Genomic DNA, 24,788 nt, shown 5'->3' with positions numbered 1-24,788 from the left:
ACCTATTGTGCACCGTCGTGGTACCTGTCCTGTTCACGGGGCTGCTCCGGGACGTCGATGAGCACGGTACGCACCTTCACGCGCCCGCGGCGATCGTGACCGCCTTCCGCGGTGTAGCGCAACCCGTCGACTTCCACATACGAGCCCGGCAGCGGCACGCGCCCCAATTCATACGACAGCAGCCCGGCCACCGTCTCCACGTTGTCGGTGATTTCCTCGTCGAATTCGAGGTCGTAGTCGAGTTCGTCCTCGAGGTAATCGACCAGGTCATCGAGCGGAAGCCGCGCCTGCGCGCGGTATGTCCGTTCCTCGACCGGCTCGATCGGCGCTTCCTCGTCGGCGTCGTACTCGTCCGCGATCTCACCGACGATCTCCTCGAGGATGTCCTCCATTGTCATCAGCCCGGCGATCCCGCCGTACTCGTCGACAAGCACCGCGATGTGCGTCTGGTCCCGCTGCATCTCCGCGAGCAAATCATCCAGCGGCTTGGAGTCGGGGACGAATTTCGGTTCGCGCATGATGTCGGACACGGCGACGCCGCTGCCGCCGTCGGTGCGGTTGTAGGTGCGCTCCACGATGTCCTTCAAGTAGATCACGCCGACAATGTCGTCGACGCTCTCTCCGATCACAGGCACGCGGGAATGGCCGGAGCGGATCATCAGGTTCGCCGCCTGGCCGGAGGTCTTCTCCGCCTCGATCCACACCATTTCCGGGCGCGGCACCATCACCTGCCGCGCATGAGTGGTGGCCAGGTCGAAAATATTCTGGATCATGCGGTGCTCGACAGTCTCCACCACGCCTTGTTCCTGCGCGATGTCCACCGCCTCGCGCAGTTCCACGTCGGTGGCGTACGGGTTCTCCAGCGATTCCTCACCGGGGGTGACGAGGTTGCCGATCCAGATCAGCAGCTTCGACACCGGCCCCAACACGGCATAGACGACGGTGAGGATCTGCGCCGCGCGCAGAGAGATCGAGTACGGATTGAGCTTGCCCGCACGCCGCGCGATCACGCCGATGATGCCGAAGCGCATGAGCGTAACCACGATGATCGCCACCGTGATCGCCCAGCCGCGCTGCGGAATCAGGTCCAAGGCGGTCAGCAGGGCGAACACAGCGGCGAGCGTGTCCAGCACCGTCTGGATCAGCGCCAGCAGGCCCAGATGGTTCGACCGCGCGTCCACGACGCGCAGCAGCGACGCAGCGCCGCCGACATCGTCCTTCGCCATCGATTCCACCCGGGCGCGCGAGATGGGCACGAGCGCGGACTCGAGCATTTTCATCACGCCCGCCCCCAGCAGGGACACCAGCGAGATGAGCAGGTAGGTCACCCACAGATCCACTTATTCGCCCCGCTTCTCGACGAGCCCGTCAAGCTCCTCACGGTCCGCCGCCGACGGGAAGGCGTGCTTGCCGTCCGGTTTCGGCTGGAACTCCACCCCGCGGGCTGAGAGATCGTCGTACCAGTCGGCCAAGATCTCGTTCTGCAGCGCGAACATTTCGCGCTCGTCCGCCGGGGTCGCGTGATCGTAGCCGAGCAGGTGCAGGCAGCCGTGGACGGTCAGCAGCGCCATCTCGTGGCCGAGGCTGTGCCCCGCCGCGTCCGCCTGCTTCCGGTCATAGGCGGGACACAGGATGATGTCCCCCAGCATCGCCGGTCCCGGGGCAGGTGCGTCCGGTCGCCCCGAGCCGGGGGTGAGCTCGTCCATAGGGAAGCTCATCACGTCGGTTGGGCCGGGCAGGTCCATCCAGCGGACGTGCAGGTCCGCCATTGTGTCCGTGTCCACGCACGTGATGGTCACCTCAGTGTCGGGGTGCACATCCATCGCGGTCAGGGCGTAGGAGGCGACGTCGACAAGCATCTCCTCGTTGATGTCTGCCTCGCCCGACTCGTTGAGGACCTCGATGCTCACTGTTGCTCTCCCTTATCTGCTCGTTGTGCGTCGTACCGATCGTAAGCAGCGACAATGCGGCCGACAAGCTGGTGGCGCACCACGTCGTTTGCGCCGAATTCCTGGAAGTGGATGTCCTCGACGTCCTTGAGGATCCGGCTGGCCACCCGCAACCCCGAGATCACACCGCGCGGCAGGTCCACCTGCGAAATATCGCCCGTGACCACCATCTTGGAGCCAAAACCCAAACGAGTGAGGAACATCTTCATCTGCGCCGGGGTGGTGTTCTGCGCCTCGTCGAGAATGACGAATGCGTCGTTCAGCGTTCGTCCGCGCATGTACGCGAGCGGCGCCACCTCGATGATGCCGGCCTCCATGAGCTTCGGGATCATCTCCGGGTCGAGCATGTCCCGCAGCGCGTCGTAGAGCGGCCGCAAATACGGGTCGATCTTGTCGTTCAGCGTGCCCGGAAGGAATCCGAGCTTCTCCCCCGCCTCCACAGCCGGACGGGTGAGAATGATGCGCTTGACCTCTTTGGCCTGCAACGCTTGGACCGCTTTCGCCACAGCGAGATATGTCTTGCCGGACCCTGCCGGGCCGATGCCGAAAACAATCGTGTTGTCGTCGATCGCGTCGACGTACTCGCGCTGCCCCGCCGTCTTTGGGCGGATGATCTTGCCCCGGCGCGCGACGATCTCCTGGCCGAGGATTTCCGCCACGGATTCGGGCATGTCCGTGGCCATGATGTCCACCGCGTGCTTCACCGCGTCGGACGTGATCACGATGCCGCGGCGCGCCATCGCCTCGAGCTCGGAGAGCACCCGCGCCCCGTGTGCGACCTTGTCCACCGGCCCGCGCAGCATCACGGAGCCGCCGCGGGCGAAGAGGTCGATGCCCAGAATCTCGTTGAGGGCGCGCAGATTCCCGTCGGTGATGCCCAAAACAGCCTGGGCGAGTTCCGGGTCGAGCTCGTAGGAGCTGGAGACGAGTTCTGCCATGCGGTTCACCCTACCAGCGGGAAAGTGCCCCAATGGCACTCAATCCCGCGAAGGCCGCGGAAGCCGTGCGCAGGACTTCAGGCCCCAGCTTCACTTTCTGCGCGTCGAGCAGCTCGAGCTCGTCGTCGCCGATTCCACCTTCCGGGCCGACGATCAAGAACAGCTTGTCGACGCTAAAATCTACCTCTCCGATCTTCGTCTCCGCATCCTCGTGGAGGACCACGGCCGATTCTCCCCGGATCAGCTCCGCCAGCTGGTTCGTGGTCACCGGCTCGTGCACCTCCGGGATCCACGGCCGCCGCGACTGCTTCGCCGCCTCGCGGGCTGTCGCCCGCCATTTCTCCACGTTCTTGCCCACCTTTGCGCCCTGCCAGCGGGCGATAGTCCGGTGGGAGACCCAGGGGTAGATCTCGTCGGCCCCGCCCTGCGTGGCCAGGTCGACGGCGAGCTCCGCCCGCTCGGATTTCGGGATCGCCTGCACCACAATCACAGCCGGCCCCGGCTTCGGCACCTCGGCCACATCCACAACACGCCCGGTCAACTGGTCCTTCCCGGAAATATCTTCGACTTCGACTTCGGCGACGGTCCCGCGGCCGTCGGAAAGCACAATGTGCTCCCCGACTTGGATGCGCTTGACTGTGACGGCGTGCCGCCCCTCCGGCCCGTCCAATCGGCCCGATGCGGGATCCTCGGCGATGAAATAAGGCAGGCTCATTAGCGGCGGAAACGGTCGCGGAGACGGGAGAAGAAGCCCTCGTCGTGGCCCGCTTCTTCTTCGACGTACGAGGAATCCCCGTGCGCGTCGCGCAGCTCTTCCAGGCTGCGACGCTGCTCCTTGGTCAGTTCCGTGGGCACGACGACCTGGACGTGCGCGACCATGTCGCCGGTGCCTTCCCGGCGCAGGCGCGGCATGCCCTGGCCGGTAAGCACGAGCTCCTCCTCCGGCTGCGTGCCGGCCGGAATGTCGATCGTCGTGGTCTCGCCCGCCAAATTCTCCACCTCGACGGTGGTGCCCAGTGCCGCGTCGTACATCGGCACGTTGACCTTCAGGTGCAGGTTGTCGCCTTCGCGCACGAACACCGGGTGGGTCTCCGTGTCCACCTCCACGTACAGGTCGCCGGCCGGGCCGCCGCCGTGCCCGACCTCACCCTGGCCGGCCATGCGGATTCGCATGCCGCCAACGATGCCCGCCGGAATCTTCACGGCGATATCCCTGCGCGAACGGACACGCCCCTGCCCGCCGCACTTCTGGCACGGGTCGGTGATGATCTCCCCGAAACCGGAGCACTTCGGGCACGACGTGGTGGTCATGATGTTGCCCAGGAAGGACTGCTGCACCTGCTGGACCTGGCCCTGGCCGCCGCATTCGTCACAGGTGACCGGCTTGGATTCCGATTCGGAGCCTGTGCCGTGGCAGTGCTCGCACAGCACAGCGGTATCCACGGTCACATCCTTGCGGGTGCCGGAATACGCCTCCGCCAACGAAATCGTTGTGCGCAGCAGGGCGTCGTTGCCCGGCTGCACGCGCGAACGCGGACCACGCCCGCCGCCTGTGTCCCCGAAGAATGCCTCGAAGATGTCCCCGAAACCGAATCCGCCGGTGCCGCCGGCTGGGCCTCCGCCCTGCTCCATCGGGTCGCCGCCGCGGTCGACGATGCTGCGCTTCTTCGGGTCGAGCAGAACCTCCTGCGCCACGGAGATTTCGCGGAATTTCTCCGCCGCTTCCTCAGTATCGTTAACATCCGGGTGGTACTTGCGCGCCAGGCGGCGGTACGCCTTCTTGATCTCCGCGTCGGTGGCGCCCTGGTCCACTCCGAGAATGCCGTAATAGTCGCGAGCCATCTAAAGTCCTTTTCCGCTAAATCTGTTCATCTTCTAATCGTGTGAAAACGCGGGGTGTCATCCGCCCTCTTCGCCGAGGATGTGGCTGATGTAGTGGGCCACGGCGGCGACCTTCTGCATGGTACCGGGGTAGTCCATGTACGTCGGGCCGAGGACACCCACCCCGCCGAGGGTTTCTCCGGCCGCACCGTAACCGGTGGTGACGATGCTCGCTTTGGACAGTTCCTCGTCCTCGTTCTCCGCGCCGATGATCACGCTGACGTTTCCCAGTTCCGGCAGGTTGGCCAAGAGTTTGAGCACCACCACCTGTTCTTCGAGCGCCTCGACAACGCTGAGCAGGTCGGTGGTCATGGGCACCAGGTTCGCGGCCCCCGCGATGAGCACGCGGTCGCTCGGGCTCTCCACCAGCGTGTCGATCAATACAGCAATGGCCCTGTTCAGCGGCTCGGCGATGGCGGCTGGGGCGTCGTCGGCAAGCAGGGCGAGCGATGTCGACGCATCCCCCATCGTCTTGCCTGCCAGGGCCCGGTTCAGGAGATCCCGCAGCTGCGTCAGTCCGTCCTCGTCGATCGGGGCGGCCAGCTCCACATTCCGCTGGTCCACTCTCCCGTTGTCCGTGATGAGCACGAGCAGCAGGCGCATCGGTGTCAGCGCCACCACCTCGCAGTGCTTCACGCGCGAGACCGCCAGGGTGGGAAGCTGGACCACAGCCGCCTGCCGCGTGAGCTGCGCCAGCAGGTGCGCCGACCTGCGCATCACGTCCTCGAGGTCGACGGAGGACTCGAGAAAGTCCGAAATCGCCCGGCGCTCCGGAAGCGACAGGGGCTTGACGTCGTTGATCGCGTCCACAAAGGCGCGGTAGCCCTTCTCGGTGGGCACGCGGCCGGAACTGGCGTGCGGCTGCGCGATGAAGCCCTCCGCTTCGAGGACGGCCATGTCGTTGCGGATCGTCGCGGAACTGACTTTGAGCTTGTGGCGTTCCACGAGGCGCTTCGAGCCAACCGGTTCCTGGGAAGAAATGTAGTCCGCGACGATCGCACGCAGGACTGCTTGCCTGCGTTCGCGCGCGACACCCGCCATACTTGGCACTCTCCTTCCTCGACTGCTAAGTCACGAGTGTAGCGCCCGCGTCACTCCGCGGCCAAGATGTCCGTGACCACCCCGTCGATCAGCAATCTTCCGGCGTCGGTCGCGGAAATTCTCCCGTCTTTCTCCGCCAGCACACCGCCGCGCACGTGCTTATCGACGACCCCCTGCGCCTTTCCCCCCACCCATTCCCGCGGGATTCCTTCTTTCAGGCGCAGCCCCAGCATGATCTGCTCGAAGTGGTGCTCCTCGTCCGTGATGATCTCGCTGCCGCCGACAGGAAGAGCGCCGTCCGCCAGCATCACGTTGTATTTCTCCGGCCGTTTGACGTTGAAGTACCGGTAGCGGTCCACGTAGCCGTGCGCCCCCGGCCCGGCACCCCACCAGTTGCCGCCGCGCCAGTAGATCAGGTTGTGCCGGCACTCTCCGCCCGGCTTCGCCCAGTTCGACACCTCGTACCAGCCAAAACCATTTTCCTCGAGCCGTGAAGCAATGATCTCGTACCGGTCCGCGTACGTGTCCTCTTCCGGCGCCGGCAACTGCCCTGACCGGATCTTACGCGACATGGCGGTGCCGTCCTCCACGATCAACGAGTAGGCGGAAACGTGGTCCACGTCCGCGCTGAGCACCGCATCCACCGACGTGCGCACGTCGTCGTCCGTCTCCGTCGGCGTGCCGTAAATTAGGTCCAAGTTCACGTGCTCGAAGCCGGCGCGTTTCGCCTCTTTGGCCGCCTCCACCGCACGACCCGGGGTGTGCTGGCGGTCGAGCACCTTCAGCACCGGGGTCGATGCCGACTGCATTCCCAGCGACACCCGTGTGAATCCCGCTTCTCTGAGGCCCGCGAAATACTCGGGGCTGGTCGACTCCGGGTTCGACTCGGTGGTCACCTCGGCATCTTTGGCCAGGCCGAATGTATTCCGGACCCGGTCCAGAATTCTTCCCAGCCCTTCGGCCCCCAACAGGGATGGGGTTCCCCCACCGATGAAGACAGTCTCCGCGGCCACCCCGACCTTTCCGGCGACCAGTTCAAGCTCCTTGTCCAGGGAGTCGAGGTAGGCGGAATAGCTCGTTTCGGTCTCCGACGGAGTGTACGTGTTGAAGTCGCAGTAGCCGCACCGGGTCGCGCAGAACGGGACATGGACGTAGACACCGAAACTCATGCGCCGCGGCGCGACCGCTTCGCCGCCACCTTCGCCACAATGGCGTCAACGCGGGCGCGCTCCTCCAGGAATTTCGGGGGGTTGGATCCGCGCATCGCGCGGGTGAAACCGGGGTGCTCGGCGACCACAGCGTCGAGCCAGCCGTCCACAGCCGACTCCACCAGCTCGCCGACGCGGGCGTACAAGTGCGGCAGCGACACAGCCGCCAGATTCTGCGCCACCATGTCGGTCTGCTCGAGGGTGTAGTCCACCACTTCCCCGAGGTGCTGCACGATCAGGTCTGTGCGCTGCGTGCACACCTCCGTCATGGCCTTCACCGGGGTAGGCGAACTCAGAGGGAACAGCTCGAACAGCCCCGCCGCATCCAGCGGTTCCGGCTCCGGAAGCCTTTCACTAGCGGGAAGAGCGGCTGAAATCGAGCCGGCCTTCACCCCCGACACCAGCGCCTGGCGCAGGCCGATCAGCTCGCCGACCACCCGGCGGGCATCGGTGCGTGCGTCATCTACGATCTCGGAGAACTCGGCCAGGCAGTCGTCGGTGAGCTCCCCGTCGTAATCCGCGACGGCCTCGGCGATGTGCTCGATGTACTCCGCGACCTCGTCTCCGATGTTGTAGACCTCTTGGGTCAATTCGCGGTGGCGCAGCGTCGCGGCAGTCCGGTGCACACTGGCCCCCTTCAACTCAAGTCCTGTTATGGCGTTCGAGCGTTGACTCTAGGCCAGAGTTTCACAGCGTTTTGTACGGCGCGCCGGGGAGCTACCCGTAAAGCTTCCGTATCTGGTGGCTGAAGGTCCGCAGCACCACCGGCCGCTTCCGTCAGGTCGCGGGGAAGAATGCGGAATTTCTTGATCTGTTCCGCCCTGCTGACGGATGCGTTCACCCGGTTCACCGCATCTTGCACCTCACCGCGCAACTCCGGCAGCTTCGCCAGCTTGTATGCGGGCAAGTCCAGCCCACGCGCTTCTTTCCACCGGGACAGCGCATCCTCGGCGAGGGCGATCAGCACCCCGATGAACGGCTTTCCGTCACCGACCACGACAGCCTGGGAGATCAGCGGATCCTGGCGCAGCATTTCCTCGAGCGGCTGCGGCGCCACATTCTTGCCGCCGGATGTCACCAGGATGTCCTTCTTGCGGCCGGTGATGGTGATGAATCCGTTCTCGTCGATTTCGCCGAGATCGCCGGTGTGGAACCAGCCGTCGATAAGCGCTTCTTTTGTTGCTTTCTCGTTCTGCCAGTACCCGACGAAGATTCCGTCACCCGAAAAACAGATCTCTCTGTCCTCGGTCGTCTTCGCAGAATAACCGAACATCGGCTTACCCACGGACCCAATTTTTGCGTCGTCCCCGAAATTCACGGCGGCCGCCGACGCAGTTTCAGTGAGCCCATACCCCTTGTACACGGGCAGTCCGGCCCCACGGAAAAAATGCCCGAGCGGCACCCCCAGAGCCGACCCGCCCGAAATGCCGTACTGCACATTGCCGCCGAGTGCCTCCCGGATCTTCGAGTAGACGAGCTTGTCGAAGATCGTGCGCTTGAGCTTCAAGCTTATCGACGGCCGCCCCCTCCCCTCCAGCGCCTTCGAATACTCGATGGCCGTCTTCTCGACCTCCTTGAAGATGCGGGCACCGATAGCCGAACCGTCCGACGCCTTCACGTATGCGGCGTTGCGCGCCTTCTCGTACACCCGGGGAACCCCAAGCACCACATCCGGCTGGGCGCGCTGGAATTCCGCGGCGACCGTCTTCACATCCGACCAGTGGGTTTGGAGCGTACCCGAAATGGTCGCCAGCAGGTGCACGGAGCGCGCCATGACGTGCGCCAGCGGCAGGTACGTCACCATCTTTGTGCCCGGCCCCGCGATCTTGCCGATCGGGTGCTGCTGCAGCCCTTCGAACGCCCCGTTGTGCCCGAGGTGTAGACCAGCGAAGCGATATCGTCGTGCCGGATCGACGCGATTCTTTCGTCCAGCACCTCGTCGCCGATGATTTGCCCGGCGCGTTCGAGATAGCCGACTGCGTCTTCGTTGAACAGCAGGATCTGCTCCACGGGCGAGTCGGTCAGGTGCGCGAATTTCACACCGTGGTCGCGGGTCTCCCCGATAGCGAACCCTGCTCCGGAATCCTCCACGATCCACTGGATCTAGTCCAGCGAACTCGTCGGGTAGATCGCCACCGTCGTCGCCCCGGAGGCCATGATGGCGATGAGCCCCTTCGCGACCTTCCGCACCTGCGCGACGAATTCAGCGGCGGTCACGTCCACCCAGTCGTGCTCGCCGGGGCGGGAAAACAGGACGTTGTCCGGGTTCTTTTCGGCGGTGTCCACCAGAGCGGAATAGCAATTCTCGTCCGGGGCGACGACGAACCCAGCGGGAACAGTGAAAGTGGTCACAAAAGCCTCCTTAGTTTTCAAGTACAAAGTAGTTGGTTTCCAGGAGGCTCGTGCGGTTTTAGCGGTAGAGACGCTCGATCTGCTTCGCGTAATTCTCGATGACCACGTTGCGCTTCACCTTCATGGTGGCGGTGATCTCGCCGTTCTCCTCGCTCAATTCCTTGGTCAGAATGCGGAACTTCTTGATCTCCTCGGCGTGGCTGACCGTCTTGTTCGCCTCGTTGATCACGTCCTGGACCGCGGCGCGCAGCTCAGGCGTCTTCACCAGATCCTTCAGCGGGCGCTCGCCCATGTTGTTCTGCTTGCGCCAGCGGCTCAGCTCATCTTCGTCAATGGTGACCAGCACGCCGACGAACGGCTTGCCGTCGCCGACCACCACAGCTTGGGAAATCAGCTTGTCCGAGCGCAGGATGTCCTCGAGCGGGCCCGGGGAAATATTCTTGCCGCCGGCGGTGACGATCAGGTCCTTCTTGCGGCCGGTGATCCTCACGTAGCCTTCCTCGTCGATTTCGCCCAGATCACCGGTGACGAACCAGCCGTCGACAAGAGCTTCCTTCGTTGCTTCCTCGTTGTTCCAGTAGCCCTTGAACACGCCGTCGCCCTTGAAGCAGATCTCGCCATCTTCGTTGATCTTCACCGAGTAGCCGTTGTTCGGCTTGCCCACCGTGCCGATCTTCGTGCCGCCCGGGTAGTTCACGCATGCGGCCGCCGCGGTCTCCGTCAGACCGTAGCCCTCGTAGATCGGGATGCCCATGCCGCGGAAGAAGTGCAGCAGATCGGTCGAAATCGCCGAGCCTCCGGAGATCGCCAGCGTCGCCTTCCCGCCGACCGCGTCGCGGAGCTTCTTGTACACGAGGCGGTCGAAGACCTTGTGGCGCACCCGGGAGCGCAGCGACAGCCGCTCCCCCGAATCCATCGCCTTGGAGTGCTCGATAGCGACCTTCTCCGCCTCAAGGAATGTGCGCGCCGCAAAGTCCGACCCTTCCGCCGCCTTGTTGTAGGCGCCGTCGCGGACCTTCTCATAGACACGCGGCACGCCGAGCAGCATCTCCGGCTCAAAGCGCTGCAGCGCCAGCGTCAAAGTCCGCATGTCCGCCCAGTGCGCCTGGTGGGCACCGCCCATGGAGCTCGCCAGCGCCACCGAGCGCGCCAGCACGTGCGCCAGCGGAAGGATCGTCATGTAGTGCGTGCCCTGCTTGTCGTTGATCAAGTGGCCGATCGGGTTGGTCAGCAGCGCCTTCGCCTGAGAGGCCCACACCAAGTGGGTGAGGATGCAGCCCTTCGGCCGGCCCGTGGTGCCCGAGGTGTACACCAGCGAAGCCAGATCATCGTGCTGGATCTTGGAGATCCGCTCGTCGATCACGGAGTCCTCGACCTCGCGGCCGTCCGTGGTCAACGCGCCCACCGCACCGGTGGCGAAAGACAGGGTGCGCTTCAGCTGGGTCGGCGAGTCGCGCAGGGGCGCCTTTCCCTCCTCGTTGAGCACCAGGTGGTCGTAGAGGCGGCGGTTCGACTCTGTGTCGGTCAGCGCCAGCTTCGCACCGGAGTCCTCCACGATCCACTGCACCTGGTGCTCCGACGACGACGGGTAGACCGGCACACTCGCGGCGCCCGCCGCCCAAATCGCGTAGTCGAGCAACGCCCACTCGTAGCTGGATTCCCCCATGAGCACCACGCGGTCGCCCTGCTCCACGCCGTTGGCCACGATTCCCTTCGCCACCGCGCGGACCTGGTCGGCGAATTCCTTGCCGGTGACCTCGATCCACTCACGGCCTTCCGGGCGGGAGAAGAATGTCTGGTCCGGATACTTCTCGCATTGCGCGAGCATCATGGTCAGGCAGTTGTCCCCCGGCGCCAGCGTGAATTCGGCGGGCTTGGTGAAGACTTTGGATTCTTGTGCAGTCACTGTGAAACCTCCCTCGGTGTGGGCTATCTAACAATGACCGTACCCTTGCCCCGTAGCTCACCGCTCACCAGTACCTGCACTTTTGCGCAGGAAATCTGTGGAGGCCGTCATTCTTTGGCACAATGACGTGTTGTGGCTGATACGGAACTGCTCGAGCAACTCGCGACCGCGTACGGGTTCACTTTGACGTACCGGGGCCAAAATAACGAGATCGTGGCCTCGCCGCGCGATTCCCTGGTCCTCCTCCTGAAAGCTCTCGATGTTCCGCTTTCCGACGACCCGGCCCCCGAGGAGCTCACCGACGCCCTCCAGGCGTGGCGCACCCACTGGGACACCCGCCCCTTACCCCCGGTGGTGATCGCGCGCGAGGGACGGGAGACCTACTTCAACGTCCACGTCCCCGAAGGTGCCCCCGCGCACGTGTGGATCACCCTCGAAGACGGTTCCGAGTCCCCCGCCTACCAGGACGAGAACTGGGCTCCGCCGACGGAAGGTTGGGGGGAAGCGACCTTCCATACCCGCGGCGACCTACCCACCGGTTGGCACACGATCCACCTCGAATCGGGCGACATCCGCGAGGAGTGCACCCTCGTCGTCACGCCCCAGGTGATCCGCCGCAACCTCGAGCTGCTGCAGAACCCCGCCTACGGCGTCATGGCGCAGCTCTACTCGGTACGCTCGGAGCATTCCTGGGGGATCGGCGATTTCCACGACCTGGGCGAGCTCGCAAAGGTCCTTGCCCGCCACGGTGCCGAATACCTGCTTATCAACCCGGTCCACGCCGCCCAACCGCTGCCGCCGATCGAGGATTCGCCGTACCTTCCCACCTCCCGCCGCTTCATTAACCCGATCTATATTTCGGTCGAAGACGTGCCGGAATACGCGCTTCTCGACGACGACACCCGCGCCGACATCGACGAGCTCGCCGCCGAGTTCAAGGCTCTCAACACCTCCCCCGCCTTCATCGACCGCGACCCGATCTTCGACGCGAAACTCGCCGCCCTGAACGAACTCTTCTACGTCTTCGAGGAATCAGGCGACCACGAGGAATTCGACCGCTTCGTCGAATTCGAGGGAGAGGGTCTCCGCAACTACGCCCGCTGGTGCGCGGAATTCGAGGTCGACGGCGATTCCGACGACCTGGTCCGCTTCTACATGTGGCTCCAGTTCGTCGCCGACAAGCAGCGCGAGCACGCCCAGAAGGTGGCGAAGGACGCCGGCATGTCCATTGGCATCATGACGGACCTCGCCGTCGGCGTGCACCCGGGTGGCGCGGATGCTTTCACTCTGCGCGACGTCCTCGTCCAGGATGCTTCCGTCGGTGCCCCGCCCGACGGGTACAGCCAGCACGGACAGGACTGGTCCCAGCCGCCGTGGAACCCGTTCAAACTGGCAGAAACCGGCTACACCCCGTGGCGCGAGCTGCTCCAGACTGTCCTGCGCCACTCGGGCGGGATCCGCGTCGACCACATTCTGGGTCTGTTCCGCCTGTTCTGGATCCCGCGCATGGGCACCCCCGCCGACGGCGCGTACATGAATTACGACCACGAGGCGATGCTCGGCATTCTCGCCCTCGAGGCCGACCGCGCCAATGCTGTCGTTGTCGGGGAAGACCTGGGCACCTTCGAGCCGTGGGTCCAGGAGGAGCTGCGCGACCGGGGCGTGCTGGGCACCTCCGTCATCTGGTTCGAGCACGCCCCCACCGGCGAACGCCCGATGCACCCGCAGGAGTACCGCAACCTCGCTTTGTCGTCGGTGGGCACGCACGACTTGCCGCCGACCGCCGGGTACCTCTCCGGCGCCCACAACGAGCTGCGCGCCCAGCTCGGCCTCGTCGACGAATCCCTCGACGAGATGGACGCCGAGGACATCGCCTGGCAGTCCCATGTCCTCAACACCGCCCGCGAGCACGGCTATTTCGCGGGCACTCCACTGGCCGACACCGATTTCGACGGCCTCGGACGGGACGAACGCGGCGACGTCGATGAGCTTGTCTTGGGCCTCACCCGCTTCATCGCCGACACGGGTTCAGCTTTGACCTGCACGAACCTCGTCGACATGGTCGGCGACACCCGCATCCAGAACCAGCCCGGCACCAATTCCCACCAGTACAAGAACTGGTGCGTCCCGTTGAGCGACGCACAGGGAAACGCTGTCCTCATTGAGAACCTCGAGGACATCGACCTGTTCCACCGGGTGGCTGAGGCCAGCGCTAGAACAGCCCGATAAGCCCCATCACCACCACGAGGGCGATGAGCACCCACAGTGCCTGGGTGACACGGGAGCGCGGGTACTTCCTGCGCGCCTTCGGCAGCTTCATGTCCTCTTTGCGCAGGTCTTCGGGGTTAGCCATGGGATCCTCCATTCAATACGGCAGCCAGCCAGTCCACTAGCCGCAGCAGCCCGACGGACGCGAGCCCAGCCAACGGAAGCGCGATCGCCAGAACAACCGGCAATTGCAGCCACGGACTCGCCTGCGTGAGATCGATCATGTCGCTTAAGCTTAGGCCCCATGAGCTCCCCGGTTGAAGTGACGTGCCCTGCCGGCACCATCATCGGTACCGCGCGCGGGGACATCTCCTATTTCCACTCCATTCAGTACTCGCGCATTCCGGCGCCCTTCGACGATGCGGAACCAGCACCGAAGGGCCTTCTTATCGACGCACAACGCCCCACCCCGGACACCACCGCCCTGTCCATCGTCGCCCCGAAAACCGGTGAGAATCTCCCCGTCGTCGTCCACATTCACGGCGGCCGCTTCGAGATGAGCAACCACGAGGACGAAGGCTCCCCCGGCGAAGACCTCGCCCGCAACGGCGTCATTCTCGTCCGCATCAATTACCGGAAGAAGCTGCCCGGTCTCGTCCCTTTCCCCGACGACCACCCCCACCACTACCGCGCCACCGATGACGTCGCCCTCGGCTTGGAATGGGTCCAGTCCAATATCGAGTCCTTCGGCGGCGACCCCACCAATGTCACCCTCACTGGGCAGTCCGCAGGCGCCGCTATCGTCCTGTGGTTGATGCGGAGAGACCATTTCCGCGGCGCTTTCCGCCGCGCGGTCGCCATGTCCCCTGCTTTTCCCCGCGGCAGCTTCCAGCAAAGAAAATCCTCGCTTCGCATCCCCACGACCCGACGTTGGCTAAACCGTGCACGCCCGAGAACTCTCGACCGCGCCTACAACCGACTGCGCCGCCGCTATTTCACCGACATGGCGTTGGGCCCATACCCCCTCGCACCGGAGGAAATGGCCGACATCGACCTCGTCGTGTCCTCCCACGAGCGGGAATTCCAGCACCCCATCATCGGGAACCGCCTGACCAACCGCATCATCCGCAACCGTGTCCGCGAGGTCATCGACCGCGCGCCCGGCACGGTCTGGAATGTCACCTTCACCGGTGACTCAAAGCACTGCGACGAACTATTCCCGCTCTTCAGCGGCCCGCTCACTCCGTGGCTGGTCGAGTTCGCGTCCTCCGGGGACCCACACCTCAAACCGGAAACTGAGCTAGCTCTTCCACCAGCCACGGAGAGAAGATGAATGGACAGCGGGACACTGCTTCCCGCAGATCATCCATGCTCACCCACTGGTATTCGCAGACTTCCTCAGGCCGCGGATTCAGGTCACCGTCAAGCGCGGCGAAGAAGACCGGGCACACTTCATTCTCCACGATCCCGGAAGCATCCACCGCACGGTAGCGGAAATCGGGGAGGACCGACTCAATGTCCTTCACCGCGGCCCCCAGTTCTTCGCGGCTCCTTCGCACCACCGCTTCCTCGAACGTCTCCCCCGGCCCTGGGTGTCCGCAGAAGCTGTTCGTCCACACGCCCGGCCACGTCAACTTGGACAGGGCACGGCGGGTGAGGAGAACGTTGCCCTCACCGTCGAAAAGCCATGCCGAAAACGCGAGGTGCAGCGGAGTGTCCGCAGTGTGCACCGAAACCTTCGGCGCAGTGCCGATTTGTTCGCCGTCCTCGGTGCACAGCACCACGAGCTCATCCACTAGTTGTTCAGGTTCCCTTCAAAGACGACGTTGCCGATCTTGAACGTCGCGTCGGAAAGATTGCCCGAGCTGACATCGAATGCGTACTGCACATTCATTGTCGCCCCCTTGCCCAGCGGGAGATCGAGCCCGTCGGTCTCGATACCGGCCTCTTCCGCGCTCATGCGGCTGGCTTTCTCCTTGCCGCCCTTGTACTTCAGCTCAGGTTCGCCGAGAGCCTCCGGCGGCATGATGTTGTCGGAGTGGTTCATTACCGCGACAGTGACCACGGTGCCGCCGTTCGGGGCGTAGGTAGTGCCCTGCCACTTGTAGGAGACATCCATGCCCGGATCCTCAACGACCTTGCCGTTAATCTGGTCGGTGGTCAGCGGTTCGGCACTGTGGGTCTCGAAAGATTCCGGTTCCTCCGTCGGTGTGGCCACGCCCGTGGTCGGGGTGATGGAACTTCCCTCTTGGTCGACAACTCCGCTGTCGCCGCATGCGGCCAGAATCAACGCTGATGAAACTGCCGCCACAATGCCAAGAGCCCTACGCGTCATGATGTGCCTTCCTATCGATGAAACTCCAACACACTTTACAGTGGAGCCTGTGCAGCCACTAGTACGAATCATCCGTAGCGCATCCGCCCTCTGGCCCTATTACGTCGGCATTATCCTCATTTCCACCGTCACGGCGGCGCTCAACCTCGTTTCACCGTTCATCATCCGTGAAGCGACAAACATCATCGTCGACGGCGGAAAACTTGGCACGGTCGCCTGGCTCGCCGTGGCACTGTTCGCCGCCTATTCCGCGAACACACTGATGCAGAACATCGGCGGCTACCTCGGCGATGTCGTCGCCGTCCGCATCCGACAAGTGCTGTCCACGCGCTACTTCGCCAAACTACTGGCTCTCCCGCAGCGCTATTTCGACGGCCAAGTCACCGGCACGATCATCGCGCGCCTGGACCGTTCAATCATGAACATCACCCAGACGGTCCAGACCTTCTCCAACACCTTGCTGCCGATGCTGCTGCAGGTTACGGCGATCCTGGGCATCACCGCATTCTTCTACTGGCCCCTCACCCTCCTCCTGCTCGCGCTCTTCCCCATCTACCTCGGCCTGACTGCCTTGACATCGAAGCGTTGGCAGAAATTCGAGAACGAGAAGAACGAGCAGATCGACCTAGCCAACGGCCGCTTCGCCGAGGTCGTCGGGCAGGTCAAGGTCACGAAGTCCTTCGTCGCCGAATCCCGCGAGCTTCAAGCATTCGCGAACCATTACGGAAAGACGGTCGGCCTCACCCGCCCCCAGTCGCGCTGGTGGCACAGTATGGATGTCGCGCGTGGACTGGCGATGAACCTGGTCTTTTTGGGCATCTACATGATCCTGTTCGTGCAGACCTACAACGGCCGTTTCACCATCGGCGACATGGTCATGCTCATCCAGCTGGTCACCATGGCGCAGCAGCCGGTCCACATGATGAGCTGGCTCGTCGATTCCGCCCAGCGCGCCATCGCCGGTTCCCGTGACTACTTCAAGGTGATGGACCAGGAGATCGAGGAAGCTGCCAACACCCAGATCGTCGCCGCCACCGAAGCCGCCGATGTTCCCGAGCTCGACACCGCCCCTGTCATCCCGTTGCCCGCCGCGGAGCCGACCATCAAATTCGACCGCGTTTCCTTCGCGTACGACGAGGGCGAACCTATCCTCGATGACATCACGTTCACCGCCCGCCACGGGGAAACGGTCGCCCTCGTCGGCGAATCCGGCGGCGGAAAATCCACGCTGGTCAACCTCCTTTTGGGGCTCTACCCCATCTCCACCGGTTCCCTGACCGTCTGCGGCAAGGACATCGACACCGCAGATGTCGAGCGCGTACGAGCCTCTGTCGGCGTCGTCTTCCAGGAACCCGCCCTGTTTTCCGGCACCATCCGCGAGAACATCGCCTACGGCAAGCCGGATGCGACCGAACAGGAGATCATCGACGTCGCCAAGCGCGCGAACGCCCACAGTTTCATTTCCAGTTTCACCGACGGTTACGACACCGTGATCGGCGAGCGCGGTCTGCGCCTTTCCGGCGGCCAAAAGCAGAGGGTTGCCGTCGCCCGGGCCATGCTCAAGGATGCCCCAGTTCTCGTCCTCGATGAAGCCACTTCCGCCTTAGACACCAAGTCGGAGAGATTGGTCCAGGCCGGTCTCGACGAACTGATGAAAGACCGGACCACCATCATGATCGCGCACCGCTTATCGACGATCGCCGATGTCGACACCATCATCACCCTCAAGGACGGAAAAATCGACGAGATTGGCACCCCCTCCGACCTCGCAGTCTCCGGCGGAATTTATTCAGAGCTGCTCGCACTTACCGCCTCGTCGTCGGCCGCCGACCGGAAGCGCCTCAAAGCCTTCGGCTTCAAGGCGTAGGTTGGGGCCATGCAGTTCCCAGATCTTGAGACCCTCCGCGCCCGCGGCACCCGCAAGTGGACCCAGTTCGAGGACGATGTCCTCCCACTCTGGGTCGCCGAGAGCGATTTCCCCACCGCCGAGCCGGTGAAAAGCGCGATCCAGGACGCGGTCGACCGAGAAATGTTCGGCTACACCCCTGCCCACCACACTCTCGGAGACTCCCTGAGCAGGTTCTATTCCGAGCAGTACGGATGGACACCGAATCCGGAGCACATTTTTCCCGTCGCCGATGTCGTGCGCGGCATGCTACTTGGCATCCAGTACTTCACCAAGCCGGGTTCTCCCGTCATCGTTCCGGTCCCCTCGTATCCCCCGTTCCTCGAGCTTCCCGAAACCGCCGGCCGCGAGATGGTCGAGGTTGGGGCAAAGGACGGCCTGGACCTGATGGAAATCGAGGCCGCCTTCAAGAACGGCGCCGGATCCATTCTCCTCGCCGCGCCCAATAATCCGTGGGGCTACACATTCGACGAAGAGGAGCTCGTCCAGATCACCAATATCGCCGACAAATACGGCGCCCGGGTGCTTGTCGACGAAATCCACGCCCCCATCGTTTATGAGGGAAAACACCACTGCGCCGCTGGCGTCAGCGACACCGCCGCGAATGTCTGCATCACCGTCACCGCCACCTCGAAGGCGTGGAATGTCGCCGGCCTCAAGTGCGCCCAGATGGTCTTCAGCAATGAAAAAGACGTCGACACCTGGAAGAACCTCACCGGAGTGGCGAAGGACGGAACCGGCACCCTCGGCATCGTCGCCGCGCAGGCCTGTTACGACCACGGAAAAGAAGCCCTGGATGACCAACTGAAAACCCTCAAGGCCCACCGAGATTATCTGATCGAGAACCTCCCGGAGGCAGTCCCCGGCATCCAGTTCACCAAGCCGGAGGCCACCTACCTCATGTTCCTCGATTTCAGTGGCACTGTGATCGAAGATGAAAAACCGGCTACCTGGATTCGTCGAGAAGCGAAAGTCGCCCTCAATGAAGGGGTCACGTTCGGCCCGGGCGGCGCGCACCATGCCCGCCTGAATTTCGCGACCAGCCCCGAGATCTTGTCCGAAGCGCTCGACCGGATCTCTACCGCTATTGTTAGGGGCCATGGACTCCACTGACGAGCAAGGCTTCCTCATCGAGGCAGACGCCAGCGAATACGCCGCACCCGCCCCCGCCCCCGGCAACGAGCCCTGGCAGCGCCCTGACCCGGAGTGGTACAAGGACGCTGTCTTCTACGAGGTGCTCGTCCGCGCCTTCTACGACCCGGAGGGTTCCGGGTCCGGGTCCCTGAAAGGTGTCGAGGAAAAGCTCGACTACCTTCAGTGGCTCGGTGTCGACTGCCTGTGGCTGCCGCCGTTCTACGATTCCCCCCTCCGCGACGGCGGCTATGACATCCGCGACTTCCGCAAGGTCCTGCCCGAGTTCGGCACCGTCGAAGACTTCGTTTCGCTTGTCGACGCCGCCCACAAACGCGGCATTCGCATCATCACCGATTTCCCCATCAACCACACCTCCGACACCCACCCGTGGTTCCAGGAATCCCGCCGCGATCCCGAAGGCCCGTACGGCGATTTCTATGTGTGGTCCGACACCCCCGCCCCGTACGCGGACGCCCGCATCATCTTCATCGACACCGAAGAGTCCAACTGGACCTACGATCCGGTGCGCAAACAGTACTTCTGGCACCGTTTCTTCTCCCACCAGCCGGACCTGAATTACGACAACCCGGATGTCCAGGACGCCGTCATCGATGTCATCCGCTTCTGGCTAGACCTCGGCATGGACGGCATCCGCCTCGACGCCATCCCGTACCTCTTCGAGCGCGAAGGAACGAACTGCGAAAACCTCCCGGAAACGCACGAATTCATCAAACGCGTGCGGAGGCTTTTCGACGATGAGTACCCCGGCCGTTTCCTCCTCGCCGAAGCCAACCAGATGCCCGACGAGGTCGTCCAGTATTTCGGAGACAGCGACGAGTGCCAGATGGCCTTCCACTTCCCGGTGATGCCCCGCATCTTCATGGGAATCAGCCAAGAATCCGCCCAGCCCATCATCGACATCCTTCGCGAAACCCCGAACATTCCCGATTCCGCCCAGTGGGGCATCTTCCTCCGCAACCATGACGAACTCACCCTCGAAATGGTCTCCGAGGACGAGCGCGACTTCATGTACACCAACTACGCGACAGACCCCCGCATGCGCGCGAACGTGGGTATCCGGCGCCGCCTCGCACCTTTGCTCGGCGGCCACCGCGACCGTCTCGAGCTCGCCCACGCCCTGTTGCTGTCCCTCCCCGGCTCCCCGTTCCTCTACTACGGCGACGAGATCGGCATGGGCGACAATATTTGGCTCCCCGACCGCGACGGCGTGCGGACCCCCATGCAGTGGAACGCCGACCGCAACGGCGGCTTCTCCCGCACCGACCCCGAGCGCCTCTATCTGCCTGCGATCCGCAACGACACCTATGGTTACCAGGCCGTCAACGTCGAATCCCAGATGGAGCGGGAGAATTCCCTCCTCCACTGGGTCCGCGAGCACGTGCACATCCGCAAGCAGTACAAGGCATTCGGCCGCGGCGACTACCAGGAAGTCCAACACGGCAACCCGCAGGTCCTCGCCTTCATCCGTGAATACGACGACGAGCGCATCCTGTGCGTGAACAACATGAGTTCCCTGCCCCAGCCAGTGGAAATGCAATTGTCACACCTCGCCGGCATCGTCCCGCGCGAGCTGTCCGGCAACGTCGAGTTCCCCGCCATCGGTGAGCTTCCCTGGCTTGTCACCCTCGCCCCGCACGGCCACTTCTGGTTCGACATCTCGTAGGGTTTCCAGCATGGATCTGAAAAGCACCCGTTTCTACGGCGCCAAGTCCGAGCCGATCAACCACCAGTCGGTCGTCTCGGAACTTTCCGCTGGTTCGTTCACCTGGCAGATCCTCGAGGTCGACCACGGAGCCGTCGACCAGTACCAGGTCCTAGTTGCTGGCGGCCGCGACGCCCTCGAGACCGAGGCGGGCGCGCAGTCCTATCTCGAGCACCTCCACAATTTCGGCGAAATCACAGGAGATATGTCTGGGGGCACCGCCGTTCCTTTGAGGGCCGACCAGTCGAACACCTCCCTCGTGGTCGACGGCACCTGGATGCTCAAGGTTTTCCGCAAACTCGAAGAAGGCATCAACCCCGACGTCGAGCTGCTCAGCTCCATCGGTGACTGCCCGCATGTCGCGGGCGTGCGCGGGTACCTCACCCACGACGGAAAAGTCCTGGCGATGATGCAGGAGTTCATCACCGGTGGCCGCGACGGCTTCCAATTGTCTCTCGACCCTGGTCTCGATAATGAGCACGATCTCGGTGCCGCCATCCGCACTGTGCACGAAGCGTTAGCCGAAGCATTCGGAGCGGAAACCGTTGCCGGGTCCCGCATCCGGGGTTCCCTCAATTCGCATCTCGACGAGCTTCTCACCCAGACCGACGCCCTTTCTCCCTTCGAGGGCAATTTGCGGGAAATCTACTCCCGCATCCCTGACGGGGACGTCGACATCCAGCGCATTCACGGCGACCTTCACCTGGGACAGACACTTCTCGCGGATCGTTGGTACCTGATTGATTTCGAGGGCGAACCTGCCCGACCCCTCGAACAGCGCAGGCTCCCCGACCATCCGTTGCGGGATGTGGCCGGCATGGTGCGAAGTTTCGGGTACGCGCATGCGATGGGCGGTAAGGCGGACGTCGATAAGCTGCTCGCCGGTTACGGCACCTCCCGCTCCCCTGTCTTGGATGCGTATATCGCTGACAAGGCCGCGTACGAGGTGGTCTACGAAGCGAACAACCGGCCTGATTGGGTGGACATTCCGCTGCGAGCAATCCGGGAACTCTCCTAGTCTTCGGGCGGCGGCTCGAATTCCGGGTCGTACGGTCCCGGCGGCGGCTCAGGGTGGAAGGGGAAACGGAGCTCGTATTCCCTCTCCAGCTCCTGCAGCTTGCCGATGCAGGCCTCGTAGTCGAAATCCTCCTCGAAATCGTCCAGGACACGGTGGCACTTGGCGAAAAACCGGGCATTTTTGCGCTTCAACCGCTTCACGTCATCCAGGGTGCGCGACCACTTCGGATTCGTCGGAGTTATCTGGCCTTCCAGCACGCTGTCCGGCTCTACGCGGGCATAGGTGCCGTTGGCGAACAGCCAGACGATCTCACCCGTGACCGGATCGGGAACATAGAAGGCCAGGCGGTCGGTCTTCATGTTGTGGTGGTGCTGGCAGAGGCAGAAGAGATTGTCGGCGCTGGTCAGCCCACCCTCGTCGAACGGGATGCGGTGGTCGAGCTGGCACGTCCACGCACTGCGGTCGCAGCCCGGGTAGATGCAAGTACCGTCGCGGCTGCGGACGAATGCCTTGACGGCGTCTGGCGCGACATACCCGGCGACGGTGCAGGTAGCGGCCGCGTCGAGGTCGACCACGTTGAGGCTGAAGGAGTGGAACATCTCGGTGCCCACTGCACCCGACCAGCCGAAGCCAGGAATGAAGACCGGCCTAGTGACATCGACGGAACCGTCTGCGTTTTTGGGTGCGTAGGCGAAGATCGTCGCGGGAAGCTCAGGAGTCAGGCGGCCGCAGATGAGTTTAAGGGCGGCATCCGAATCCGAGAGGTCGTGCTTGCGGGCCGTAGCGGCGATGGACGCTCTGGCGGCTGCCATCGAGGCATTATCCGCGGACAGGGTCAGAGCGGCCAATCCGACGCCGGAGGGATCAGGGTGGAACTCAACATGGCCGATCCCGGGCGGGCCTTCCGACCGCCTCTTCTTTTTGTCCGCGTCGAACGACACCGAGCAGTCGAGTGTGGCCAGAAGCTGGTTGAGTCTCAGCGTCACCATGTACGGCGTTGGCAGCTGCTGGTTTGGGTAGTCGGGCGTGAACAGACCGACGAGGAGCTCGTCGATCTGCCCGTAGTCTTCCTCCTCCACGTCATTGCCCAGACGGTTCACGGCTTTCTCGATGGCGGCGAGCCGTCTCACGTCCAACCGGTGGTTCTCGTCTTGGAGGGCACGGAGGCGGGGAAGCTGCTGGAGGCTCATGTAGGCGAACATGCCTTCCTTCACGTCACGGGGCGTCAGGCCGGTGGCGATGCTGACAGCTGTCACTTCCTCGTCCACATCGCGGGACCCGAGGAACTCATTCTGGTGGGCGTATTTCCCGAAGATGGCGTGCTGGTTCCGGCGGAACCCGGTTCCCGCGGCGGTCAGTGGGTCGTCGGGATTCTCACTGGCGAAGAACGCCCCAGTCGGGACGTGCGCTTCTTCTTCTGCTGCGGCAGTCACGGTCTTCTCCTTTCTGTGCTCGGAGCGGGTGCCGCCCGGGCGGCCTAGCACCACCCGTTCAAACGGCTGTGCGGACAGTGTTGCATGCGACCCGGACACCGCCCAGGAAAACTGCAGAGACTTATCCACAGATTCGATCACTTGTTCGATCGCCAATCCACAAACGGCAGGTCGCAACTGAATGATGGGATGGGAAATTCGAACAGCGAGAGGGCGTCGAAAAGCGAAATTTTCACGCAATGGGATTCTGTTCCGTAGCGTGAGATGATAGGGTGGCCCCTACATTTTGTTCATTTTCCTTGGGAGGCCCAATGTCTACTGCTGTGCCAAGCGGCAAGAAGACACAGACCAGCGCGATCGTCGTCACGGCGCTCGCACTTTTCTCGATGTTCTTCGGTGCCGGCAACCTCATCTTCCCGCCCATGCTCGCCGTGGAGGCGGGCGAGAATTTCTGGCCCGCGATCTTCGGCTTCCTGACCACGGGCGCGCTTCTGCCCGTGCTCGCGGTGATCGCGATCGCCCTCTCCGGCTCGAACGTGCGCGACCTCGCGCAGCGCGCCGGCACGCTCTTCGGAGTCGTGTTCCCCGTTCTGGCATACCTGTCGATCGGCGCCTTCTACGCCCTGCCGCGAACCGGCGCTGTGTCCTTCGAGGTCGCGGTGACTCCGCTGTTCGGTTGGGAAAGCACCCTGACCGCGGCGATCTTCAACATCGTATTTTTCGGCATCGCGCTCGCAATTTCCTGGAACCCGAACAGCATCACCGACACCCTGGGTAAGTTCCTCACACCGGCGCTGGTGGTCCTGCTGACCGTCATGATCGGCATGGCTCTGTTCACGATGACGAACCAGCACTACTCGCCGAGCGAGGACTACGCTTCCAGCGCTTACCCGACGGGTGTCCTGGAGGGTTACCTGACCATGGACTCGATCGCTGCGCTGGCATTTTCCATCGTGGTTATCTCCTCGTTGCGCTTCAAGGGCTTCGAGGAAGGCAAGCCGCTTGTCCGCGGCACGATCCTCGCCGCGGTCGTCGCCAGCATCCTGCTCGCCCTGATCTACCTGGGCCTCGGCCTGATCGGCCGCGCGATGCCGGACGCCGGGCAGTACGACTCCGGAGCGCCGTTGCTTGCCGACGCAGCACTCCAGCTCATGGGCCGCCCCGGCCAGACCGTTTTCGCGCTCATCGTTGTGCTCGCCTGCATGACTACCGCTATCGGCCTCATCACCTCGACCGCCGAGTACTTCTCCCAGCAATTCGCCGGCTCCTACCACACCTGGGCGGTCATCTTCGCCGTTGCATCCGCCGTCATGTCGACGCAGGGCCTCGACTTCGTCATCTCGATTGCCGGCCCCGTCATCGGCTTCCTGTACCCGCCGGCGATCGCCCTGATCTTCGTCACCCTGATCGAGCCGGCATTCCGTCGCCGCACGCGCCTGCGCTGGGGCTTCTTCCTGCCAATCTGGGTGGCGGTGGTCTGGTCCCTGATCTCCACCTTCACTTCTCTCGGCTGGGGCGCAGACGCTCTGTCGCCTCTGGTCGACTGGTCGCCGATGCAGGACTACGACCTGGGCTGGCTGCTGCCGACGGCAGTGGCATTCGCGATCGGTGTCATCATCGACTTCGCGAAACCGCATGCCCCGCTCGAAATCGGTACACAGCGCACCGTTGACGGCGACTCTTTGGAGGAGGCCGAAGCGCAGAACGTATAGGTGGAATGAGGTGGCCTTCCGTCACGTTGCACGGGGTGACAAGA

At 63.5% G+C, this 24,788-nt stretch carries 24 protein-coding genes; 7 read left to right on the top strand and 17 right to left on the bottom strand.

What is annotated here, in order from left to right; translation table 11 throughout:
* Positions 1–2: 2 nt before the first annotated feature.
* Genes QYR03_RS10755 through QYR03_RS10700 form a run of 12 tightly spaced genes read right to left on the bottom strand, consistent with a single transcriptional unit; the run spans position 3 to position 11,200 of the window.
* Positions 3–1,340, bottom strand: a complete 1,338-nt coding sequence (locus tag QYR03_RS10755; RefSeq protein ID WP_259851139.1) for a hemolysin family protein — start codon at positions 1,338–1,340, stop codon at positions 3–5.
* Positions 1,341–1,910, bottom strand: coding sequence for an rRNA maturation RNase YbeY (gene ybeY, locus QYR03_RS10750; protein ID WP_301712854.1), 570 nt, complete (start codon positions 1,908–1,910; stop codon positions 1,341–1,343).
* A complete protein-coding gene (locus tag QYR03_RS10745; protein ID WP_301712855.1) occupies positions 1,907–2,887 on the bottom strand; it encodes a PhoH family protein in 981 nt (326 codons plus the stop codon). Before QYR03_RS10745 ends, ybeY begins: the two co-directional genes overlap by 4 nt.
* A 10-nt stretch (positions 2,888–2,897) precedes the next feature.
* On the bottom strand, positions 2,898–3,602 hold the full coding sequence (locus QYR03_RS10740; protein WP_259851145.1) for a 16S rRNA (uracil(1498)-N(3))-methyltransferase: 705 nt from the start codon (positions 3,600–3,602) through the stop codon (positions 2,898–2,900).
* Positions 3,602–4,729, bottom strand: a complete 1,128-nt coding sequence (dnaJ, locus tag QYR03_RS10735) for a molecular chaperone DnaJ (protein ID WP_259851147.1) — start codon at positions 4,727–4,729, stop codon at positions 3,602–3,604. The genes QYR03_RS10740 and dnaJ overlap by 1 nt, the downstream gene beginning before the upstream one ends.
* 57 nt (positions 4,730–4,786) lie before the next feature.
* On the bottom strand, positions 4,787–5,809 hold the full coding sequence (gene hrcA, locus QYR03_RS10730; RefSeq protein ID WP_259851149.1) for a heat-inducible transcriptional repressor HrcA: 1,023 nt from the start codon (positions 5,807–5,809) through the stop codon (positions 4,787–4,789).
* Positions 5,810–5,859: 50 nt separating this feature from the next.
* Positions 5,860–6,978 carry a radical SAM family heme chaperone HemW gene (gene hemW, locus QYR03_RS10725; RefSeq protein ID WP_301712856.1) on the bottom strand — a complete coding sequence of 373 codons (1,119 nt, stop codon included), beginning with the start codon at positions 6,976–6,978 and terminating at the stop codon, positions 5,860–5,862.
* Positions 6,975–7,643, bottom strand: a complete 669-nt coding sequence (locus QYR03_RS10720; protein ID WP_259851153.1) for a hypothetical protein — start codon at positions 7,641–7,643, stop codon at positions 6,975–6,977. Before QYR03_RS10720 ends, hemW begins: the two co-directional genes overlap by 4 nt.
* Positions 7,644–7,669: 26 nt before the next feature.
* Positions 7,670–8,821 (bottom strand): long-chain fatty acid--CoA ligase, encoded by a 1,152-nt coding sequence (locus QYR03_RS10715; RefSeq protein ID WP_301712857.1) that lies wholly within the window; start codon positions 8,819–8,821, stop codon positions 7,670–7,672.
* A complete protein-coding gene (locus QYR03_RS10710) occupies positions 8,815–9,108 on the bottom strand; it encodes an AMP-binding protein (protein WP_301712858.1) in 294 nt (97 codons plus the stop codon). The genes QYR03_RS10715 and QYR03_RS10710 overlap by 7 nt, the downstream gene beginning before the upstream one ends.
* A 12-nt stretch (positions 9,109–9,120) precedes the next feature.
* A complete protein-coding gene (locus QYR03_RS10705) occupies positions 9,121–9,369 on the bottom strand; it encodes a hypothetical protein (RefSeq protein WP_301712859.1) in 249 nt (82 codons plus the stop codon).
* Between the two features lie 58 nt (positions 9,370–9,427).
* On the bottom strand, positions 9,428–11,200 hold the full coding sequence (locus QYR03_RS10700) for a long-chain fatty acid--CoA ligase (protein ID WP_301712907.1): 1,773 nt from the start codon (positions 11,198–11,200) through the stop codon (positions 9,428–9,430).
* A gap of 207 nt (positions 11,201–11,407) precedes the next feature.
* Here QYR03_RS10700 and QYR03_RS10695 point away from each other — a divergent pair, with 207 nt between their 5' ends.
* A complete protein-coding gene (locus tag QYR03_RS10695) occupies positions 11,408–13,504 on the top strand; it encodes a 4-alpha-glucanotransferase (protein WP_301712860.1) in 2,097 nt (698 codons plus the stop codon).
* On the opposite strand, the gene QYR03_RS10690 is transcribed toward QYR03_RS10695, so the two are convergent.
* Both QYR03_RS10690 and QYR03_RS10685 read right to left on the bottom strand, forming a co-directional pair.
* Positions 13,488–13,628 (bottom strand): hypothetical protein, encoded by a 141-nt coding sequence (locus QYR03_RS10690; RefSeq protein WP_259851158.1) that lies wholly within the window; start codon positions 13,626–13,628, stop codon positions 13,488–13,490. The two genes, QYR03_RS10695 and QYR03_RS10690, sit on opposite strands and share 17 nt — an antisense overlap.
* Positions 13,621–13,767 (bottom strand): hypothetical protein, encoded by a 147-nt coding sequence (locus QYR03_RS10685; protein ID WP_259851159.1) that lies wholly within the window; start codon positions 13,765–13,767, stop codon positions 13,621–13,623. The genes QYR03_RS10690 and QYR03_RS10685 overlap by 8 nt, the downstream gene beginning before the upstream one ends.
* A 20-nt stretch (positions 13,768–13,787) precedes the next feature.
* On the opposite strand from QYR03_RS10685, the gene QYR03_RS10680 reads away from it, so the two are divergent.
* Positions 13,788–14,816 (top strand): carboxylesterase family protein, encoded by a 1,029-nt coding sequence (locus QYR03_RS10680; RefSeq protein ID WP_301712861.1) that lies wholly within the window; start codon positions 13,788–13,790, stop codon positions 14,814–14,816.
* Here the strand turns inward: QYR03_RS10680 and idi are convergent.
* Both idi and QYR03_RS10670 read right to left on the bottom strand, forming a co-directional pair.
* Complete coding sequence (idi, locus tag QYR03_RS10675) at positions 14,767–15,279, bottom strand: isopentenyl-diphosphate Delta-isomerase (RefSeq protein ID WP_259851161.1); 513 nt, start codon at positions 15,277–15,279, stop codon at positions 14,767–14,769. The two genes, QYR03_RS10680 and idi, sit on opposite strands and share 50 nt — an antisense overlap.
* Positions 15,279–15,818 (bottom strand): hypothetical protein, encoded by a 540-nt coding sequence (locus QYR03_RS10670; protein WP_259851162.1) that lies wholly within the window; start codon positions 15,816–15,818, stop codon positions 15,279–15,281. Before QYR03_RS10670 ends, idi begins: the two co-directional genes overlap by 1 nt.
* A gap of 49 nt (positions 15,819–15,867) precedes the next feature.
* Between QYR03_RS10670 and QYR03_RS10665 the strand changes: the two genes are divergently transcribed.
* The 4 genes from QYR03_RS10665 to QYR03_RS10650 are packed head-to-tail and all read left to right on the top strand — an operon-like array spanning position 15,868 to position 21,599.
* On the top strand, positions 15,868–17,685 hold the full coding sequence (locus tag QYR03_RS10665) for an ABC transporter ATP-binding protein (protein WP_301712862.1): 1,818 nt from the start codon (positions 15,868–15,870) through the stop codon (positions 17,683–17,685).
* Between the two features lie 9 nt (positions 17,686–17,694).
* On the top strand, positions 17,695–18,837 hold the full coding sequence (locus tag QYR03_RS10660) for a MalY/PatB family protein (protein WP_301712863.1): 1,143 nt from the start codon (positions 17,695–17,697) through the stop codon (positions 18,835–18,837).
* Positions 18,824–20,542, top strand: coding sequence for a maltose alpha-D-glucosyltransferase (gene treS / locus QYR03_RS10655; RefSeq protein ID WP_301712864.1), 1,719 nt, complete (start codon positions 18,824–18,826; stop codon positions 20,540–20,542). Before QYR03_RS10660 ends, treS begins: the two co-directional genes overlap by 14 nt.
* A 10-nt stretch (positions 20,543–20,552) precedes the next feature.
* Positions 20,553–21,599, top strand: a complete 1,047-nt coding sequence (locus QYR03_RS10650) for a trehalose synthase (protein WP_301712865.1) — start codon at positions 20,553–20,555, stop codon at positions 21,597–21,599.
* Here the strand turns inward: QYR03_RS10650 and QYR03_RS10645 are convergent.
* Positions 21,596–23,032, bottom strand: a complete 1,437-nt coding sequence (locus QYR03_RS10645) for an HNH endonuclease signature motif containing protein (protein WP_301712866.1) — start codon at positions 23,030–23,032, stop codon at positions 21,596–21,598. The two genes, QYR03_RS10650 and QYR03_RS10645, sit on opposite strands and share 4 nt — an antisense overlap.
* Before the next feature lie 311 nt (positions 23,033–23,343).
* Between QYR03_RS10645 and brnQ the strand changes: the two genes are divergently transcribed.
* Positions 23,344–24,744: a branched-chain amino acid transport system II carrier protein gene (brnQ, locus tag QYR03_RS10640; protein ID WP_301712867.1), complete on the top strand. Its 1,401-nt coding sequence runs from the start codon at positions 23,344–23,346 to the stop codon at positions 24,742–24,744.
* Positions 24,745–24,788: the final 44 nt, after the last annotated feature.

Source organism: Corynebacterium sp. P4-C1 (assembly GCF_030503595.1).
GTDB lineage: Bacteria > Actinomycetota > Actinomycetes > Mycobacteriales > Mycobacteriaceae > Corynebacterium.
The sequence above is the reverse complement of the archived record's forward strand: the minus strand, read 5'-3'. Positions and strand labels throughout refer to the sequence as shown.

Coding starts and splice junctions, on each gene's coding strand:
- QYR03_RS10745 (WP_301712855.1), bottom strand. CDS start 2,887: ATGGCAGAACTCGTCTCCAGCTCCTACGAGCTCGACCCGGAACTCGCC.
- QYR03_RS10740 (WP_259851145.1), bottom strand. CDS start 3,602: ATGAGCCTGCCTTATTTCATCGCCGAGGATCCCGCATCGGGCCGATTG.
- dnaJ (WP_259851147.1), bottom strand. CDS start 4,729: ATGGCTCGCGACTATTACGGCATTCTCGGAGTGGACCAGGGCGCCACC.
- hrcA (WP_259851149.1), bottom strand. CDS start 5,809: ATGGCGGGTGTCGCGCGCGAACGCAGGCAAGCAGTCCTGCGTGCGATC.
- hemW (WP_301712856.1), bottom strand. CDS start 6,978: ATGAGTTTCGGTGTCTACGTCCATGTCCCGTTCTGCGCGACCCGGTGC.
- QYR03_RS10715 (WP_301712857.1), bottom strand. CDS start 8,821: ATGGTGACGTACCTGCCGCTGGCGCACGTCATGGCGCGCTCCGTGCAC.
- QYR03_RS10700 (WP_301712907.1), bottom strand. CDS start 11,200: ATGATGCTCGCGCAATGCGAGAAGTATCCGGACCAGACATTCTTCTCC.
- QYR03_RS10690 (WP_259851158.1), bottom strand. CDS start 13,628: ATGGCTAACCCCGAAGACCTGCGCAAAGAGGACATGAAGCTGCCGAAG.
- QYR03_RS10685 (WP_259851159.1), bottom strand. CDS start 13,767: ATGATCGATCTCACGCAGGCGAGTCCGTGGCTGCAATTGCCGGTTGTT.
- QYR03_RS10680 (WP_301712861.1), top strand. CDS start 13,788: ATGAGCTCCCCGGTTGAAGTGACGTGCCCTGCCGGCACCATCATCGGT.
- QYR03_RS10670 (WP_259851162.1), bottom strand. CDS start 15,818: ATGACGCGTAGGGCTCTTGGCATTGTGGCGGCAGTTTCATCAGCGTTG.
- QYR03_RS10660 (WP_301712863.1), top strand. CDS start 17,695: ATGCAGTTCCCAGATCTTGAGACCCTCCGCGCCCGCGGCACCCGCAAG.
- treS (WP_301712864.1), top strand. CDS start 18,824: ATGGACTCCACTGACGAGCAAGGCTTCCTCATCGAGGCAGACGCCAGC.
- QYR03_RS10650 (WP_301712865.1), top strand. CDS start 20,553: ATGGATCTGAAAAGCACCCGTTTCTACGGCGCCAAGTCCGAGCCGATC.
- brnQ (WP_301712867.1), top strand. CDS start 23,344: ATGTCTACTGCTGTGCCAAGCGGCAAGAAGACACAGACCAGCGCGATC.